Annotated in this window: 13 protein-coding genes; 6 read left to right on the plus strand and 7 right to left on the minus strand. The window is 71.6% G+C overall.

Annotation, left to right across the window (positions count from 1 at the left end; all coding sequences use genetic code 11):
* The first annotated feature begins 836 nt into the window (after positions 1 to 836).
* A complete protein-coding gene (locus tag HHX30_RS03805; RefSeq protein ID WP_169979336.1) occupies positions 837 to 2,063 on the plus strand; it encodes a multicopper oxidase domain-containing protein in 1,227 nt (408 codons plus the stop codon).
* A gap of 195 nt (positions 2,064 to 2,258) precedes the next feature.
* Positions 2,259 to 3,320, plus strand: a complete 1,062-nt coding sequence (locus HHX30_RS03810) for a multicopper oxidase domain-containing protein (RefSeq protein ID WP_211591461.1) — start codon at positions 2,259 to 2,261, stop codon at positions 3,318 to 3,320.
* Between the two features lie 297 nt (positions 3,321 to 3,617).
* Here HHX30_RS03810 and HHX30_RS03815 read toward each other — a convergent pair whose 3' ends face one another.
* Positions 3,618 to 4,796, minus strand: coding sequence for an ROK family transcriptional regulator (locus HHX30_RS03815; RefSeq protein WP_169979340.1), 1,179 nt, complete (start codon positions 4,794 to 4,796; stop codon positions 3,618 to 3,620).
* Between the two features lie 231 nt (positions 4,797 to 5,027).
* On the opposite strand from HHX30_RS03815, the gene HHX30_RS03820 reads away from it, so the two are divergent.
* Genes HHX30_RS03820 through HHX30_RS03830 form a run of 3 tightly spaced genes read left to right on the plus strand, consistent with a single transcriptional unit; the run spans position 5,028 to position 8,280 of the window.
* Complete coding sequence (locus HHX30_RS03820) at positions 5,028 to 6,947, plus strand: endonuclease/exonuclease/phosphatase family protein (RefSeq protein ID WP_169979342.1); 1,920 nt, start codon at positions 5,028 to 5,030, stop codon at positions 6,945 to 6,947.
* A gap of 49 nt (positions 6,948 to 6,996) precedes the next feature.
* Complete coding sequence (locus tag HHX30_RS03825) at positions 6,997 to 7,461, plus strand: Rrf2 family transcriptional regulator (RefSeq protein ID WP_169979343.1); 465 nt, start codon at positions 6,997 to 6,999, stop codon at positions 7,459 to 7,461.
* A gap of 33 nt (positions 7,462 to 7,494) precedes the next feature.
* Positions 7,495 to 8,280, plus strand: a complete 786-nt coding sequence (locus HHX30_RS03830) for an Fpg/Nei family DNA glycosylase (protein WP_169979345.1) — start codon at positions 7,495 to 7,497, stop codon at positions 8,278 to 8,280.
* A 440-nt stretch (positions 8,281 to 8,720) separates the two neighbouring features.
* Here the strand turns inward: HHX30_RS03830 and HHX30_RS03835 are convergent, their stop codons facing one another.
* The 5 genes from HHX30_RS03835 to HHX30_RS03855 form a co-directional block, all read right to left on the minus strand.
* Entirely contained in the window at positions 8,721 to 9,077 is a 357-nt protein-coding gene (locus tag HHX30_RS03835) for a helix-turn-helix domain-containing protein (protein WP_139576123.1), read from the minus strand.
* 253 nt (positions 9,078 to 9,330) lie between these two features.
* Positions 9,331 to 9,825: a CinA family protein gene (locus HHX30_RS03840; RefSeq protein ID WP_169979347.1), complete on the minus strand. Its 495-nt coding sequence runs from the start codon at positions 9,823 to 9,825 to the stop codon at positions 9,331 to 9,333.
* Positions 9,825 to 10,661 carry a CDP-diacylglycerol--glycerol-3-phosphate 3-phosphatidyltransferase gene (pgsA, locus tag HHX30_RS41250; RefSeq protein WP_211591462.1) on the minus strand — a complete coding sequence of 279 codons (837 nt, stop codon included), beginning with the start codon at positions 10,659 to 10,661 and terminating at the stop codon, positions 9,825 to 9,827. The genes HHX30_RS03840 and pgsA overlap by 1 nt, the downstream gene beginning before the upstream one ends.
* Entirely contained in the window at positions 10,658 to 12,070 is a 1,413-nt protein-coding gene (gene rimO / locus HHX30_RS03850) for a 30S ribosomal protein S12 methylthiotransferase RimO (RefSeq protein WP_169979348.1), read from the minus strand. The genes pgsA and rimO overlap by 4 nt, the downstream gene beginning before the upstream one ends.
* A 30-nt stretch (positions 12,071 to 12,100) precedes the next feature.
* Positions 12,101 to 12,820, minus strand: coding sequence for a helix-turn-helix domain-containing protein (locus tag HHX30_RS03855; RefSeq protein WP_169979350.1), 720 nt, complete (start codon positions 12,818 to 12,820; stop codon positions 12,101 to 12,103).
* 259 nt (positions 12,821 to 13,079) lie between these two features.
* Between HHX30_RS03855 and HHX30_RS03860 the strand changes: the two genes are divergently transcribed.
* Positions 13,080 to 13,259 (plus strand): hypothetical protein, encoded by a 180-nt coding sequence (locus HHX30_RS03860; RefSeq protein WP_211591463.1) that lies wholly within the window; start codon positions 13,080 to 13,082, stop codon positions 13,257 to 13,259.
* 15 nt (positions 13,260 to 13,274) lie between these two features.
* Here HHX30_RS03860 and HHX30_RS03865 read toward each other — a convergent pair whose 3' ends face one another.
* Positions 13,275 to 15,818, minus strand: a complete 2,544-nt coding sequence (locus HHX30_RS03865; RefSeq protein ID WP_169979352.1) for a DNA translocase FtsK — start codon at positions 15,816 to 15,818, stop codon at positions 13,275 to 13,277.
* Between the last annotated feature and the right edge of the window lie 20 nt (positions 15,819 to 15,838).

Genomic DNA, 15,838 nt, shown 5'->3' on the forward strand with positions numbered 1-15,838 from the left:
CCGGGCACGCGGATGCCGGAGGTCACGGGGTTTCACCGATCCCCTTCTCCTCTCGCTTGCCAATCGGCCCCGACCGGGAGTTCGGGGGAGGCCGCGCGATCACCGCGGCGCTCGTAGGCCGTGCGGCATCGCCGTTCGTCGCACTGTCGCCGCGGGTTTCGCCGCGGGTGTCGTCTCACTGCCGGCGGGTGAGCGCCGCGGAGCACGTCGCGGACGCCCGGCTGATCGCGTGCAGCGGTCGGCGGCCGTCCCGTCGGACGGCGACCGAGATGGGGGTTCGTCTTGCCGGGTTCAGGGCGGGGAGACGTCATGCCGACGACACCCGGCGGCGGTGCCGCCGGGGCGTGTTCCGGCATGTGTGAGCCGCAGGCCCGCCACAGCGGATGGGGGCGGGCCGTGCAGGGCGGATGTCGGCCGTGGGGGGTGTCGCCGAAGCACCGCTGAGCCTTTCGGGAGAGTCTCGGAGGGTTGCGTGGGCGGGACTGGTGATGCTCAAGACGCCGTGGAACGCGGCGATTCGGTTACGTCAAATTGGTGGTTTGTGCTCAACGTAGCAGCCCCACAGAACTTCTTCCAGTCCCGAGACAAAGTTCTCTCGTCCACAACGATAGTTCTTGACTTCACTAAAGAACTATCGCCTACTTCAATCAAAAGCTTTAAACTACGGCGTCGAAAGCCTCCGCTGGCTGGCTCCAACGGTCGGTCCCGGCCGGGTCGCTCCCTCTAGGGCGGGCCGGCATCGAGACGTCACGCCGTTGCGACCGGCCCGCCAGGGCCTGGATCATGAGCAGTTACCGCCTCACGGCTGCGAGGCGTCACGACCGGATTGGGGAACCATGACCGAGGTAGGTAGGGGTACGACGCGAGGCCTGTTCTCCCGGCGCGCCTTCACCACGGCCGCGACGACCGTCGCGGTCGCACCGCTGGTCGGGACGAGCCAGGCCAACGCGGCATTGGGCGACAAGGTCACGGGCGAGCCCCAGAAAAGCGACGTCCGCCGCATGACCCTTTATGTTGAGAAGCTTCCGGGCAACGAGTTGGGCTACGGCCTGGAGCCCGGGAAGGCGACCATCCCCGGGCCGCTCATCGAGATGATCGAGGGTGAGACCCTCGAGATCGAGCTGGTCAACAACACGGACGTGACCGCCAGCCTGCACGTGCACGGCGTCGACTACGAGACAAGCAGCGACGGCACGCGGATGAACGACAGCGTGGTGGAGCCGGGAGGGCGGCGCACCTACGTCTGGCGCACCCACGCCCAGATCGACCGCCCGGACGGCACCTTCCTGCCCGGCAGCGCGGGCTACTGGCATTACCACGACCACGTCGTGGGCACCGACCACGGCACCGGCGGCATCCTGCGCGGACTCTACGGGCCGCTGGTGGTACGCCGGACGGGCGACGTGCTGCCGGACAAGACCTTCACCGTCGTCTTCAACGACATGAAGACCAACAACCTCACGCAGGCACCCGACTTCACCGCCAAGCTCGGCGAGCGAGTGGAGTTCATCGTGATCACCCACGGGAACTTCTTCCACACGTTCCACATCCACGGACACCGCTGGGCCGACAACCGCACCGGACTCCTGGAGGACCCGCAGGACGAGAGCCGGATCATCGACACCAAAACCACCGGACCCGCCGAGTCGTTCGGCTTCCAGGTGATCGCCGGCGAGCGCGTCGGCCCCGGGAAGTGGATGTACCACTGCCACGTGCAGAGCCACTCCGACATGGGGATGGCCGGCGTGTTCACGGTGACCGACGCGGATAAGAAGGTCCCGCTGACCGTCACCGCCTCGTCCCGCTGCGTGGGCACGTCGGCGTACGTGGCGGTGACGGCGGTCAACGACGGCGACGTGCCGGTGACCGTGACGCTGTCGACCCCCTACGGTTCCAAGACGGTGGCCGACGTGGCCCCGGGCAAGCAGGCCTACCAGTCCTTCAACACCCGGACCGGCCGTATCGACGCCGGCACGGTGACCGTGAAGGGGACCGCCACGATCGACGGCAAGCAGGTCACCTCGACCTACGAGGCCGCCTACACCGCGATCAGCTGCGGCTGATCCGGCCTTCGACAGTCCCTTCCACCTGAGCGAATTCCTCCGGACCGACATGCCCAAGCTCCGCAGGCCGGTCTCGAGATCCCAACACCACGCCGTGCCGCCGATTCGCCGCCGGCATCACGGACCCCCCTCAGCTCGCCGCACCCAGGCGAGCGCCGTCACCGATTGGGAACCATGACCGAGAAAAGCACTGATGTGACGCGACGCCTGTTCTCCCGGCGCGCCTTCACCACCACCGCCACCGCCGCGGCGGCCGCCGCCACGATCGCGCCGTTCGTCTTGGCGACTCAGGTCGACGCGGCGTCGGCGGACAAGACCGCGGACAAGACCGCGCGCGAGACCGCGGGCAAGACCGCGGGCGAGCCGGGCGAGGTCCGCCGCATCACCCTCTACGCCGAGAAGCTGCCGGACGGTCAGCTGGCTTACGGCCTGGAGCCCGGGAAGGCCACGATCCCCGGGCCGCTCATCGAGATGATCGAGGGTGAGACCCTCGAGATCGAGCTGGTCAACAACACGGACGTGACCGCCAGCCTGCACGTGCACGGCGTCGACTACGAGACAAGCAGCGACGGCACGCGGATGAACGACAGCGTGGTGGAGCCGGGAGGGCGGTACGTCTATACCTGGCGCACCCACGCTCAGACCAGTCGCCCGGACGGCACCATCGAGCCCGGCAGCGCGGGCTACTGGCATTACCACGACCACGTCGTGGGCACCGACCACGGCACCGGCGGCATCCTGCGCGGACTCTACGGGCCGCTGGTGGTACGCCGGACGGGCGACGTGCTGCCGGACAAGACCTTCACCGTCGTCTTCAACGACATGAAGACCAACAACCTCACGCAGGCGCCCGACTTCACCGCCAAGCTCGGCGAGCGAGTGGAGTTCGTCGTGATCACCCACGGGAACTTCTTCCACACGTTCCACATCCACGGACACCGCTGGGCCGACAACCGCACCGGCATGCTGAAAGACCGGCAGGACCAGAGCCGGATCATCGACACCAAGACCACCGGACCCGCCGAGTCGTTCGGCTTCCAGGTGATCGCCGGCGAGCGCGTCGGCCCCGGGATGTGGATGTACCACTGCCACGTACAGAGCCACTCCGACATGGGGATGGCCGGGATGTTCTACGTGACCGACGCGGACGGGAACGTGCCCGGCCACTCCATGGACGACATGCCGGGCCACTCGATGAGCGGCACCTCGGGCCAGTCGATGGACGGCATGTCGGGCCACTCCATGCACGGCATGTGACGGCGACGCCGTCGTACGTCCGAACCGAGGTTTCGGCGCCTGCCCCGGCCGCAACGACCGACGCCGTGCGGGCTCGGAGAACGTACTTCGCCGGCGGCCGCAGAGGCGAGATCGACCAGATGTCACCCCTTCGGTCAGGACCTGCGGACTTTCACCGCCGGTCCTGACCGATGACATCGTTGGAGCGAGCGTCGACGAACCACGACAACTCCATGCCACCTGGGGTCAGTCCTGCGCCGGTCCGATGCCCGAGGCCGCCTTGGTCACTGCGATCCCGCCCGTGAGGGAGACACTCCCCTATGCCGTGAAGATCTCCTCGCGGGCCTGGTCGAGCGCGGCGAGGACGGCGCCGCGCAGCACCGGGTTGCCCTCCACCCCGCTCGTGACGACCTGCGGCGGAACGGGGCAGATGCGTGCGACCGCGTCCTCCACGCGGGCGGTCAGCGCCGCCCCGCCGGCCCGGCAGACCTCCCCGGCGAGCACCACGAGGCCGGGGTCGAGCACCACGCACACCGACGCCACGCCGAGGGCGAGCCTGGAGGCGACCTCGTCGAGCAGCGACTCGCCCGCGGCCCCGGCCGCGACGGCCGCGGTCACGCAGTCGGCGGCGGTGTCCCCGGCGAAGCCGTGCTGACGGGCCAGCTCGGTGACGGCCTCGGAGCTGACCAGCGACTGCAGGCCGCCCCCGAGCGACGGCAGGCGTCCGGGAACCGCTCTGACGTCGTCGGCGAGCGGCACCCCGGGCACCGGGAGGTAACCGATCTCCCCCGCGCTGCCCGACCGGCCGCGGTGCAGCCGTCCGCCCAGCACGACGGCGAGGCCGATGCCCCGGCCCACCCATACGAGCACGAAGTCGTCCGCCTCCTGTGCGGCGCCCTTCGCGCGTTCGGCGATCGCGGCGAGGTTGACGTCGTTCTCGATCGTGACGTCCCGGCGCAGGTCGCGCGCGAGCGCCTCGTGGATGCCCTCGTGCCACTGCGGAAGGTCGAAGGAAAACCGCACGTCCCCGGTGCGGGGGTCCACGACGCCGGGCGTGCCGATCACGACCCCGCGCAGCCGCGACAGCGCGACCTTCGCGCTCCTGCAGGCCTTCACCACAGCCGTGTGCACGAGCGACACGGGGTCGTCCTGCCCCTCGGGGGAGGCCGTCACCTCGGCCACCACGTCGCCGTGGATGTCGGCGATCGCCGCCGACACCCGGTCGGGGCCCACGTCGAGCCCGGCGACGTACGCGCAGGAGGCGATCACGCCGTACAACGCGGCGTTGGGACCCCGGTTGCCCGCCTGCTCCCCCACGACCTCCACCAGGCCGCGCTCCTCCAGACGCGCCAGCGTCTGGGACGCGGTGACCTTGGACAGGCCGGTGAGCTCGCCGATCTGGCCGCGCGTCAGGGGACCCGAGGCGAGCAGCAGTTCGAGGGCGGCCCGGTCGTTGATCTCCCGGAGCAGCCGGGGCACGCCAGGACGTCGCTCCATGCTCCTGCTTCCCATCGTCTGAGTCTCCGGCTCGCCGTCGTGCGCCCACCCACGCCCCGCCGGTTCGATCGGCCCCCGGTGGCGCTTCGACCATGTGCGCCCGTGAATGAACAACAAGGTTTCCAGCAAGCTTAGCGAGCCGAAGAGCACGGGGAACGACCCAGGTCGAACGTATTGGTAACGCTCCCACTGTTCATGAGGATGCCTCATATGAGGCCCGGAGGGAGCGCCATGACCGAGACGGCCCCGCAGACACACGCCACACCGCGCCGGAGACTGCCCGACCCTCCGTGGGCGCCGGTGGTCATGCTCGTGACGGGCGTCGTGCTGCTGTTCGACGTGGTGCGAGTGTTCCTGCCGTCCCTCATCACCCTGTACGGCAGGGCGGGCGAGACCGACCCCGCGAGCATGGGCGCGTACGCCGCGCTGTGGTTCGTCCTGCCGTTCGCCGCCGTCCCCGCGGCGCGGCTCGCGTCGCCCCGGCTGGTCAGCACGGCGGGCGCGGTGGCGCTCGCCGCGGCCCGGCTCGGTCTGCAGGCCGCCGACGGGGGGACGCCCCAGCTCCTGCTCGCCTCCGCCGGGGTCACGGCGGGCCTGGTCTTCCTGTACGGCTGCGCACGGACGACGGCGGGCACGTGGGTGCCGGCCGGGCTGACCGGCGGCCTGGCCGGCGCGTCGATCGTCCATCTGGCCCTCGACCGGATGGACCTCGTCTGGCGGGACGGGCCGCTGCCCTGGCTCGCCGTCGCCGCGCTCTGCGTCGCCTTCCTGTGGTCCGTACGGCTCTCGCCCATATCGCCCGCCCCCGCACCGGCGGCCGTGTGGTTCGCCTTCGGCCCGATGCTCCTGCTCGCGGGCATGTACTGCGGCGGCCCGGCCATGCTCGCGCAGGACACCGGGCAGCACAGCGCGCCCTTCACCGCCCTGGCCGTCGCGCTCCAGGTCGCGGCGCTGTGCGCGGCCGTCGTGTACACCTGGACGACGTCGTGGGGCTGGACGGCGGGGCTCTTCCTGGTCGCCGGGGTGGCTGCGGCGGAGGCCGGCGTGCAGGGCCTGCCGGCCCTCGTGACGACGGTCGCCCTCGGAGCCTGCGCCGGCGCCGCCGGACTGCAGGCGGCCGACACGGAGAGCGCGGGCCGGCGCGGGGGCGTCGCCGTGCTGGGCGGGATGCTCGTGTTCCTGGTCGCGGCGTTCCTCTACTACGCGGCCTTCGACACCGACCTGGGGTTCCCCAACGCGCTGGTCCCGGTGGCGGCTGCCGCCCTGGTCGCCGCCGTCGCCGTACGCCGGGGCCTGCGGCACCGGACCACCCCGGTACGGCGGGCACCGCGCCGATGGGGCTCGATGGCGCTGTCGATCGCGCTGCTGACCGGCCTCGTCACGTGGCAGCCGCTCCCCGCCGAGCGGCCGATCGACCGGAACGAGTTCACGCTCGTGGCGTACAACATCCGGATGGGCTTCGGGCTGAGCGGGCGGCTCGACCTCGACCGGATCGCCGCGTGGGCCGCGACGCGGCGTCCCGACGTGGTGCTGCTCAGCGAGGTGGACCGGGGCTGGCTGCTGAACGGCGGGCACGACGACCTGGCGAGGATCACCCGCGGCCTGGGCATGCGTTACCACTTCGCCCCCGCCGCCGACCGGCTCTGGGGCGATGCGCTGCTCACCAATCTGCCCGTCGCCGAGATCGGCTCCACCCGGCTGAACCGGCACGGCTATCCGACCGGCGCCCAGGCCCAGTCGATCGTGCTGGAGGTCGGCGACCACGAGGTGGGGATCGTCAACACCCATCTGCAGGAACCGCATGGGCAGGCGCCCGAGGTCGCGGCGATCGCCCGGCGGCTCGCGGCGGCCGCCCTCCCGCCCGGCGTCGGCGTGGCCGACCCGCGACCGGTGATCGTGGCGGGCGACCTCAACACGACGCCGTCCGACCCCCAGATGCGCGTGCTGGAGGCCGCGGGCCTGTCCGACCCGCTGCGGGCCTTCGGCGATCCGCCGACCTCGCCCGCCGAGGCTCCCGTGCGGCGCATCGACCACGTCCTGATCTCGGCGGGGATCACGGCGGTGGCCGCGGACGCGCCCCGCGTGCCGTTCTCCGACCACCTCCCCGTCGTCGTACGGCTGCGCCTGGATCAGGCCCGGCCGGGGCCTTGATGGTGGGTGGGCGTCCTACCGAGGTCAACCAGGCGGGATAATCGACTACATGCGACTTTCTGCCCGTGTCGACTACGCCCTCCGTGCCGCCGCCGAACTCGCCGCGGCGGGTGAGGGCCCCACCACGGTGGGCGAGCTGGCCAAGGAGCAGGAGATGCCCCCCAAATACCTGGAGAACATCCTGCTGCAGATGCGGCGCGCCGGGCTGGTGCGCGGTCAGCGGGGCCCAGAGGGGGGTTATGTCCTGGCACGGCCGGCCAGTCAGATCTCGCTCGCCGACGTGATCCGGGCGGTGGACGGGCCGCTGGCCAACGTGCGGGGCGAGCGGCCCGAGCACGTCGGCTACCAGGGCGCCGCCCAGGCGCTGCAGCAGGTGTGGATCGCACTGCGGGCGAGTGAGCGGGCCATCCTCGAAGAGGTCAACCTGGAGCAGATCGCCAAGGGCGAGCTGCCGCCGCGGGTGACCGAGCTCGCCGCCGACCCGGCGGCGTGGGACTCGCACATGCCCGTGTGAGCCGCCCGTCCCGATCCTCACGGGAGGAGAGCCGTGCCGGAGGGTGACGCCGTCTACCGGACCGCCAAGCGGCTCAGGCAGGCCCTCGACGGCCGGAGGCTGACCCGCAGCGACTTCCGGGTGCCCCGGTACGCCACCGCCGACCTGCGCGGCCGGACCGTGATGACGACGATCTCGCGCGGTAAGCACCTCCTGACCCGGGTGGAGGGCGGGCTCACGGTCCACACCCACCTGCGCATGGAGGGAAGCTGGCGGGTGGGCCCGGCGGGCCGCCCGGCGCCAGGGGGCGACGTGGTCCGGCTGATCCTCGCCAACGCCGAGTGGCAGGCGGTCGGCACGCGGCTGGGGATGGTCGATCTCGTGCCCACCGACCGTGAGGAGCGGGTCGTGGGGCACCTCGGCCCGGACCTGCTCGGTCCGGACTGGGACGCGGCCCTGGCCGTACGGAACCTGCTGCGCGCCCCGGAGCGGACGATCGGGGAGGCGCTGCTCGACCAGCGCGACCTGGCGGGCATCGGGACGATCTGGCGGGCCGAGACGCTGTACGCCGCGCGGGTGTCGCCGTGGCGTCCGGTGGGGTCGATCCCGCCGGACGAACTGGAGGCGCTGGTCTCGATCGCCCACCGTCTGATGGACGCGAGCAAGGACGCGCCGCTTCCGGTGACGACAGGAGACCCGCGCCCGGGGCGGTCGCTGCTCGTGTACGGCAGGGCGCGCCGCCCCTGCCGCCGCTGCGGCGCCCCGATCGGCCGCGGGGAGATGGGACCTCAGCCGTCCGAGCGGCTGATCTACTGGTGCCCCGCCTGCCAGCGGGACTGACCGGCCCCACGGTCCCTCCGCCGCGGTGGCAGGTCAGGTCGCGCGAGCGGGGGTGGAGGCGGAGGCCCCGGACGGGCGTCGGCCGGCGAGCACACGCGTTGGGGCCGCTCGGACCGGGACGGAGGCGGGGCCGCAGTGAAAGGAATCACGGCGCGAACCGCGAACACCGGGACCGCGAACACTGGGACCACGAGCCGGGACCGCGGGCGTGGAGACACCGGGCGGGACGGACGCGACCAGCGGGAAACAATGAGAAAGAGAACGGGAAAGGGCCTGCGAGGGCCAGGCGCCCGCCCGTGGGATCGGGACAGAGCACCCGGGTCCGGGTCGATCCGGACTGCGAGCGCGGGCCACACCTGACCATCAGCCGCCGTGGGCGGACCGGCCAGGCGAAGTCGCGGGGACGCCTCCGCCGGCGGGCGGGGCGGGAAACACGCCGCCTAGGCGGCGACCATGTCCTTGACCTCGGGGAAGCCCTCGAACTCCGGCCCCGCGGGCACGGTCTCGGGGATGGGCAGGCGCTCGTGCTCGGGCACTTCGGCAAGCACGGGGGCGGCCTGCAGTTCGGCCAGCGCGAACTGGTCGGACACCTCACGCAACACCTGGGACAGCGGGACCCCGAGCGCGCCGCAGATCGAGGCGAGCAACTCGGAGGAGGCCTCCTTCTGACCGCGCTCGACCTCGGACAGATAGCCGAGTGAGACACGCGCCAACGTGGAGACCTCGCGAAGGGTGCGATTCTGCCGCACCCTCAGCCGCCGCAGCACGTCACCGAGCAGCTGACGCAGCAGGATCATCTGTCGCTCCCTCCCCAGGGGGGGCGCCTTCACGACGCCTCGCGCGGTGGGCTCATGCCGCCCCTTCTTCATCTGCCCTTCGTACATACGCCTCGCCGTCATCATCGGTTCGCTCGGCCCCTTCGCCGGGCGTGTGCCTGTCTTGCTCCTCGCCGATGGCTCACGGACCTCACTCACAGCTCCACCGTACCTGTAGAGGGCGACACCGCGGCAGACCGAGGCGAGCATGTTCGCTGGGGACGTAACGCGGTAATCACCCTGAATGTTCCCCCAGATTTGCCTTCAGCACACCTTCCAGCAGCTTCAACGCCTCCTGACACGTGGTGTTTCTGATCGAGTCCCTGTCTCCGGTCAAACGCAGGTCTCGATGCCAGACGCGCTCGCCCGGTCCCGACAGCGCGATGTGGACCGTGCCGACCGGCTTGCCGTCCTGCGGGTCGGGGCCCGCGACCCCGGTCACCGCCAGGCCGTAGTCGGCGTCCGTGAGTTTCCGCACTCCGGCGGCCATGGCCGCGGCCACGGCGGGATGCACCGCCCCCTCCCTGTCGAGGAGGCCGGAGGGGACGTCGAGGAGGCTCGCCTTCAGATCCGTGGCGTAGGCGATCACCCCGCCCCGGAACGCGGCCGAGGCCCCCATCGGGCCGGTCATCGTGGCCCCGATCAGGCCGCCCGTGAGCGACTCCGCCACGGCGGCCGTCGCGCCCTGCCGGACCAGCAGGGACAGCACCTCGCTCGCCAGGCCCATCATCAGGTCCGCGCGCTCCTCGCCACCTGCCGCAGCCGCACCGCCCGCACCACGTAGTCGGCTCCGGTCCCCACCGTGACCAGCAGGGCGAGACCCATCGCCGCCCACCTGACCAGGTCGGGCACGCCCGGCACGATGTAGAGGGCGATGGCCGCGATCTGCAACACGGTCTTCACCTTGCCCCCGTAACTGGCCGGGATAACCCCGTGCCGGATCACGAGGAAGCGCAGCAGCGTCACCCCCGCCTCGCGGGCGATGATCACCAGGGTGACCCACCACGGGATCTCGCCGAGGTACGAAAGGCTGAGCAGCGCGGCGCCGATGAGCGCCTTGTCCGCGATCGGGTCGGCGATCTTCCCGAAGTCCGTGATCAGCGCGTACTTCCTGGCGAGCCAGCCGTCGAGCTGGTCGGTGAGGGACGCGAGCAGGAAGACGCCGAGGGCCGCCAGGCGCCAGGCCTCCCCCTCGACGAACAGGAAGACGGTGAAGACGGGGACGATCGCCAGCCGAGCGATGGTCAGGGCGTTCGCGATGTTCCAGGTGCTGACTCGGCGCACCGGGCCCTCTCCGGCGACTCCCGCGGACGGCGGCTCCGGCGCGGTGAGGCCGTCGGCCCGCGGGCCTCCCGCCTGCTCCCCCGTGCCCTCCGGGCGGCCGGCGGGCACGGCGTCAGGCTCCTGGGGAAGGCCGGACCCCGCCTGCGGGGCGGGCGCCGGGGTCGCCACCGGCGCGGCGGCGGGCAGGGCGGCGGGCACGGCGGCGACCGGCGGCGCCGCGGGCTCAGGTGTCACCTCTCCCGGCCCCGCCACGTCCACCGGCGGCTCACCGCGCTCCGTCATGTGCCTGCCTTGATCCGGGCGATGAGGTCGACCCCCTCGGAGTCGACGGCGACCGCCTGGACGATCTGGCCGGGGACCAGGCCGATGCCCTGGACCGTGACCGCCCCGTCCACCTCGGGCCCCTGGTGCGCCGCACGGCCCTCGTAGCCGCCGTCGCCGAGGTCCTCCTCGATCAGGACCTCCAGCTCGGTGCCTATGCGCTCCTCGGCCCGCTGGGCGGTCAGCTCCTCGGCGAGCTCGGTCAGCGTCGCGACCCGCTCGTCGACCACGTCCTGGTCGAGCTTGCCCTCGAAGCCGTACGCCTCGGTGCCCTCCTCGTCGGAGTAGCCGAAGACGCCGATGACGTCCAGCCTGGCCTCCTCGAGGAAGCTCACCAGCTCGTCGAACTCCTCCTGCGTCTCCCCCGGGAACCCCACGATGAAGTTGGACCTGACGCCCGCCTCGGGCGCGCGGTCGCGGATCTGCGCCAGCAGGTCGAGGAACCTCCTGGGGTCGCCGAAGCGCCGCATCCGCCGCAGCAGGGTCCCGCTCGCGTGCTGGAAGGACAGGTCGAAGTAGGGCACGACCCCCTCGGTGGAGGCGATCACGTCGAGCAACCCGGGCCGCAGCTCGGCGGGCTGCAGGTAGCTGACGCGGACCCGCTCGATGCCCTCGGTCGCGGCCAGCGGGGGCAGCAGCTTCTCCAGGGCGCGCAGATCGCCCAGGTCCTTGCCGTACGACGTGGAGTTCTCGCTGACCAGCACGAGCTCCTTGACGCCCTGTCCGGCCAGCCAGGCGGCCTCGGCCAGCAGGTCCTCCGGGCGGCGCGAGACGTACGAGCCGCGGAAGGCCGGGATCGCGCAGAACGTGCAGCGCCGGTCGCAGCCCGACGCGAGCTTGAGGGAGGCGACCGGGCCGCCGGTGAGCCGCTTACGCAGTGTGCGCGGGCCGCTGGCGGGGGCCACGCCCGCGGGGAGCGCGTCGTCCTGGCCGTGGCCGGGGATGTGCGCCCGGGCGGCCGAGCGCTCCACCGGCGTGATCGGCAGGAGCGTGCGGCGGTCCCGGGGCGAGTGCGGGACCAGCGGCCTGCCCGCGAGCACGTCGTCGAGACGCTCCCCGATCTCCGCGTAGTCGTCGAAGGAGATCACGGTCGCCTCGGGCAGGGCGTCGGCGAGCTGCGCGCCGTATCGCTCGGCCATGCAGCCCGCCGCCACCACCTTCGCGCCCGAGTCGGCCGCGGCGAGCAGGGTGTCGATCGAGTCCTTCTTCGCCGAATCGATGAAGCCGCACGTGTTGACGACGACGACGTCGGGATCGTCGTCGCCGGTGTGCCAGCCGGCGGCCTCCAGGCGCGCGGCCAGCTCCTCGGAGTCGACCTCGTTGCGGGCGCAGCCCAGCGTGATCAGCGATACGGTTCGGCGAGAAGACATGATGCGAACTACGGTATCGGCAGTCGGCGATTAACGGGGACTCGGGCCGCCCGCCTCGAAGGTGCGGCGGATCATCTGACCGTCCCTGCCCGGGGTTCCCAGGTCCCTTCCGTTGACCTCCAGGCGGACCGCCCCCGCGTCACCGATGACCATCCGCACCTTGTCCTTGGCCGAATAGGCCGTGGTCTTCCCCTCCGGCAGCGTCCCCCGGAAGATCTCCTTGCCCTTGGCGTCCTTCACGTCGACGTAGGCCGGTTTGCGCGTGGTGACCTTCACGACCACGCGGCCGGGCCCGAAGGCCTCCTCGAGGGTCTTCCTGTCGTGGCCCTTCGCCTGCCTCTCGTGCGCGTGCGGCGCGGTCACCGGAAGCTGGGCGGCCGTCGGGCCCGCCTTCTCGCCGGAGCCTCCGAGCATCCGCGCGACGACGACGACCACGACGATGGCCAGGGCGACCGCGGCGGCCTTCGTCCAGCCGGGGGCCCGGCGGGCCCGCTCGCCCACGTCGCCCCTGAACACGGCCGACGCCCTGACCGGCGACGCGCCGTCGGCGTTCTCCTGCTCGTACTGCCGCAGGACCTCGTCCGGGTCCAGGCCGAGATCGGAGGCGATGGTCCGGATGTGCCCGCGCGCGTAGAAGTCACCCACCGAGAAGTCGTCCCGCTCGAAGCGTTCGATGACGGTCTCGCGGATCCGCGTGCGCTCGCCGAGCTGACGCACGGTCAGCCCGGCGCGCTCACGGGCTTCGGCCAAAACAGCACCTACGCTCATCGTTCCGCCCCCCTGTCTCCAAGCGCACCGTCGTCCAGCTCGCCCCACGATGCGTAGTTAGTCACATTCAATCAGTAACTGACTACGGAGGGTACCCATGGGTGGACCCTGAGCAACTACCCTGTCACCTCCCGGTGTCCACGGTGGTGTCCACGCTGCGCGCGGACAGCGGTGTCGTACGTCGCGCTCGCGGCATGGCGGAACGCGCGACTGGCCCCGGAAGAGCGGTCGATGAATCCTCGTGGACGCGCGGACCGGCCGGGAGGTCGAGCCCGTGGTCGTCGACGCCCACACGGGCGAGCGCGTCGACGGTCCCGGCCATTTCTTCGCCGCCGGGCCCGCCGCCGGGCCGATCATTGGGCAGCGGTACGAGGGCGTGGCGCGCCGGCCTGCCCCCGCGCCGGCGGCCGGATCGGCCTGACGACGGGCGGCGGCCCTACGACTCCCCGCGCAGATCGGCGAGCAGGCCGGGCAGCTCGTCGGGCTTGACCAGCACCTCCCTGGCCTTGGACCCCTCGCTCGGGCCGACCACGTTGCGGCTCTCCAGCAGGTCCATCAGGCGGCCGGCCTTGGCGAAGCCGACCCGCAGCTTGCGCTGGAGCATGGACGTGGAGCCGAACTGGGTCGACACGATCAGCTCGGCCGCCTGGACCAGCAGGTCGAGGTCGTCGCCGATCTCCTCGTCGATCTCCCGCTTCGCGGTGGCGGGCGCGGCGACGTCCTCCCGGTACTCGGCCTGCATCTGGGCCTTGCAGTGGCCGACGACCTCCGCGATCTCCTTCTCGGAGATGAAGGCGTTCTGCAGCCGCATCGGCTTGCTCGCGCCCATCGGCAGGAACAGCGCGTCGCCCTGCCCGACGAGCTTCTCGGCTCCGGGCTGGTCGAGGATGACCCGCGAGTCGGCGAGCGAGGAGGTCGCGAACGCCAGCCGCGAGGGCACGTTCGCCTTGATCAGGCCGGTGACGACGTCCACGGACGGCCGCTGGGTGGCGATGACCAGGTGGATGCCGGCGGCCCGGGCGAGCTGCGTGATGCGGACGATCGAGTCCTCCACGTCGCGCGGCGCGACCATCATCAGGTCGGCCAGCTCGTCCACGATCACCAGCAGGTAGGGGTACGGCTGGTAGACGCGCTCGCTGCCCGGCGGCGGCACCAGCTTGCCCGCGCGCACGGCCTTGTTGAAGTCGTCGACGTGCCGGAAGCCGCTGGCCGCGAGGTCGTCGTACCTCCGGTCCATCTCGCCCACCACCCATTCGAGGGCCTCGGCGGCCTTCTTCGGGTTGGTGATGATGGGCGTGATGAGGTGGGGAATGCCCTCGTACGAGCTGAGCTCCACCCGTTTGGGGTCGACCAGCACCATGCGGACCTCGTCGGGCGTGGCCCGCATCAGGATCGAGGAGATGAGCCCGTTGATGCAGGTCGACTTGCCCGCGCCGGTGGCGCCCGCGATGAGGATGTGCGGCATCTTGGCCAGGTTGGCCACGATCGTGTGGCCCTCGACGTCCTTGCCGAGGCCGACGATCATCGGATGATGTTCCTCCTGGGCCACCTGCGAGCGCAGCACGTCGCCGAGCGAAACCAGGTCCTTGTCGGTGTTGGGGATCTCCACGCCGATCGCCGACTTGCCCGGAATCGGGGACAGGATCCGCACGTCGGCCGACTTCACGGCGTACGCGATGTTCTTGGTCAGCGCGGTGATCTTCTCGACCTTGACCGCAGGGCCCAGCTCGATCTCGTACCGGGTCACCGTCGGGCCGCGGGTGAACCCCACCACCTGGGCGTCGATGCCGAACTGCTCCAGCACGCTGGTCAGCGCGTCCACCACGATCTTGTTGGCCCTGGTCTGCGGCTTGGGCGCGCTGCCCGGCCGCAGCAGCGCGAGGTCCGGCAGCGTGTAGGGCCCCTCCTGGGTGGACAGGAGGAGCTGCTCCACCTTGCGCGGCGCGGGCGTGGGCAGCGGCGGCTGCGGCGCCGTCTTGGGGAGCCGCATCTCCGGCTCGGTCGGCTCGGCCGACTCCACGACCTCGTCCACCAGGCCGGGGACGATCTCCGGCGCGTGGTCCTTCTCCGACAGCACGGGCGTGTCGTACGGCTTGACGCCGTCGCCGCCCTCGGCGGCGTCGCGCCCGCCGCCCTGCTGCTTGCGTGTGCGCTTCCTGGCCGACGCCGGGCTCTTGCGGGGCTCCCCGGTCTCGTCCGGCCGCTGGAAGAGCATGTGCTGGATCTCGGCGAGGCGCTCGGGGATGCGGTGGACCGGCGTCGCGGTGATCACCAGCAGGCCGAAGCCGGACAGCATCAGCAGCAGCGGGATCGTGATGAACGCCGGCAGGATGCTCGACGGCGGAGCCGACACGATGAAACCGATCATGCCGCCCGCCGCCGACACGTTGTCCATGCCGTCGTCGGGCCCGCCCGAGGGGTACGGCGTGCCGTGGGCGACGTGCACGATTCCGAGGATCCCGGCCAGCAGCGCCGTCCAGCCGATGCCCATCCTGCCGGTCTCGGCGTTCTGGTCGGGGTGGCGCAGCAGCCGCCAGGCGAGCAGCGCGAGCAGCACGGGCACCCCCCAGGCGAGCGCCCCCACTGTCCCGCGCACCACGGCGTCGACGAACGCGGCGAAACCCGTCTTGGTGTCCCGCCAGGTCAGGGCGGCGAGCACGATGGCGCCCGCGAGCACCGACAGGCCCTGCCCGTCGCGGCGGTGCACGGGATCGAGGTCGCGGGCGCCCTGGCCGAGCCCTCGCGCCGCCTTGCCCACGCCGTTCGCCACCAGCATCCACATGCTGATGAAGATCTTGCCGATGATGAGGAAGAACCAGCTGACCGGGTCCTGGCCGGTCGCGACCGGCCGCTTGGGCGCGGGCCTGGGCGCCGCCCTGCCTCGGGAACCCGCCGGGGATCGCTTCGGGGAAGCCGTACGGGATCCGGAGCGCGACGCGGGGCGCTTGCCGGACCCCTGTCCGGACGTACGGGTGGCCATGATGCCGAAGTTACCCCGGA

The sequence above is a fragment of the Microbispora sp. H10836 genome (genome assembly GCF_012999525.1).
Taxonomy (GTDB): domain Bacteria; phylum Actinomycetota; class Actinomycetes; order Streptosporangiales; family Streptosporangiaceae; genus Microbispora.

Coding starts and splice junctions, on each gene's coding strand:
- HHX30_RS03805 (WP_169979336.1), top strand. CDS start 837: ATGACCGAGGTAGGTAGGGGTACGACGCGAGGCCTGTTCTCCCGGCGC.
- HHX30_RS03815 (WP_169979340.1), bottom strand. CDS start 4,796: ATGGAGCGACGTCCTGGCGTGCCCCGGCTGCTCCGGGAGATCAACGAC.
- HHX30_RS03820 (WP_169979342.1), top strand. CDS start 5,028: ATGACCGAGACGGCCCCGCAGACACACGCCACACCGCGCCGGAGACTG.
- HHX30_RS03825 (WP_169979343.1), top strand. CDS start 6,997: ATGCGACTTTCTGCCCGTGTCGACTACGCCCTCCGTGCCGCCGCCGAA.
- HHX30_RS03835 (WP_139576123.1), bottom strand. CDS start 9,077: ATGATCCTGCTGCGTCAGCTGCTCGGTGACGTGCTGCGGCGGCTGAGG.
- HHX30_RS03840 (WP_169979347.1), bottom strand. CDS start 9,825: ATGATGGGCCTGGCGAGCGAGGTGCTGTCCCTGCTGGTCCGGCAGGGC.
- pgsA (WP_211591462.1), bottom strand. CDS start 10,661: ATGACGGAGCGCGGTGAGCCGCCGGTGGACGTGGCGGGGCCGGGAGAG.
- rimO (WP_169979348.1), bottom strand. CDS start 12,070: ATGTCTTCTCGCCGAACCGTATCGCTGATCACGCTGGGCTGCGCCCGC.
- HHX30_RS03865 (WP_169979352.1), bottom strand. CDS start 15,818: ATGGCCACCCGTACGTCCGGACAGGGGTCCGGCAAGCGCCCCGCGTCG.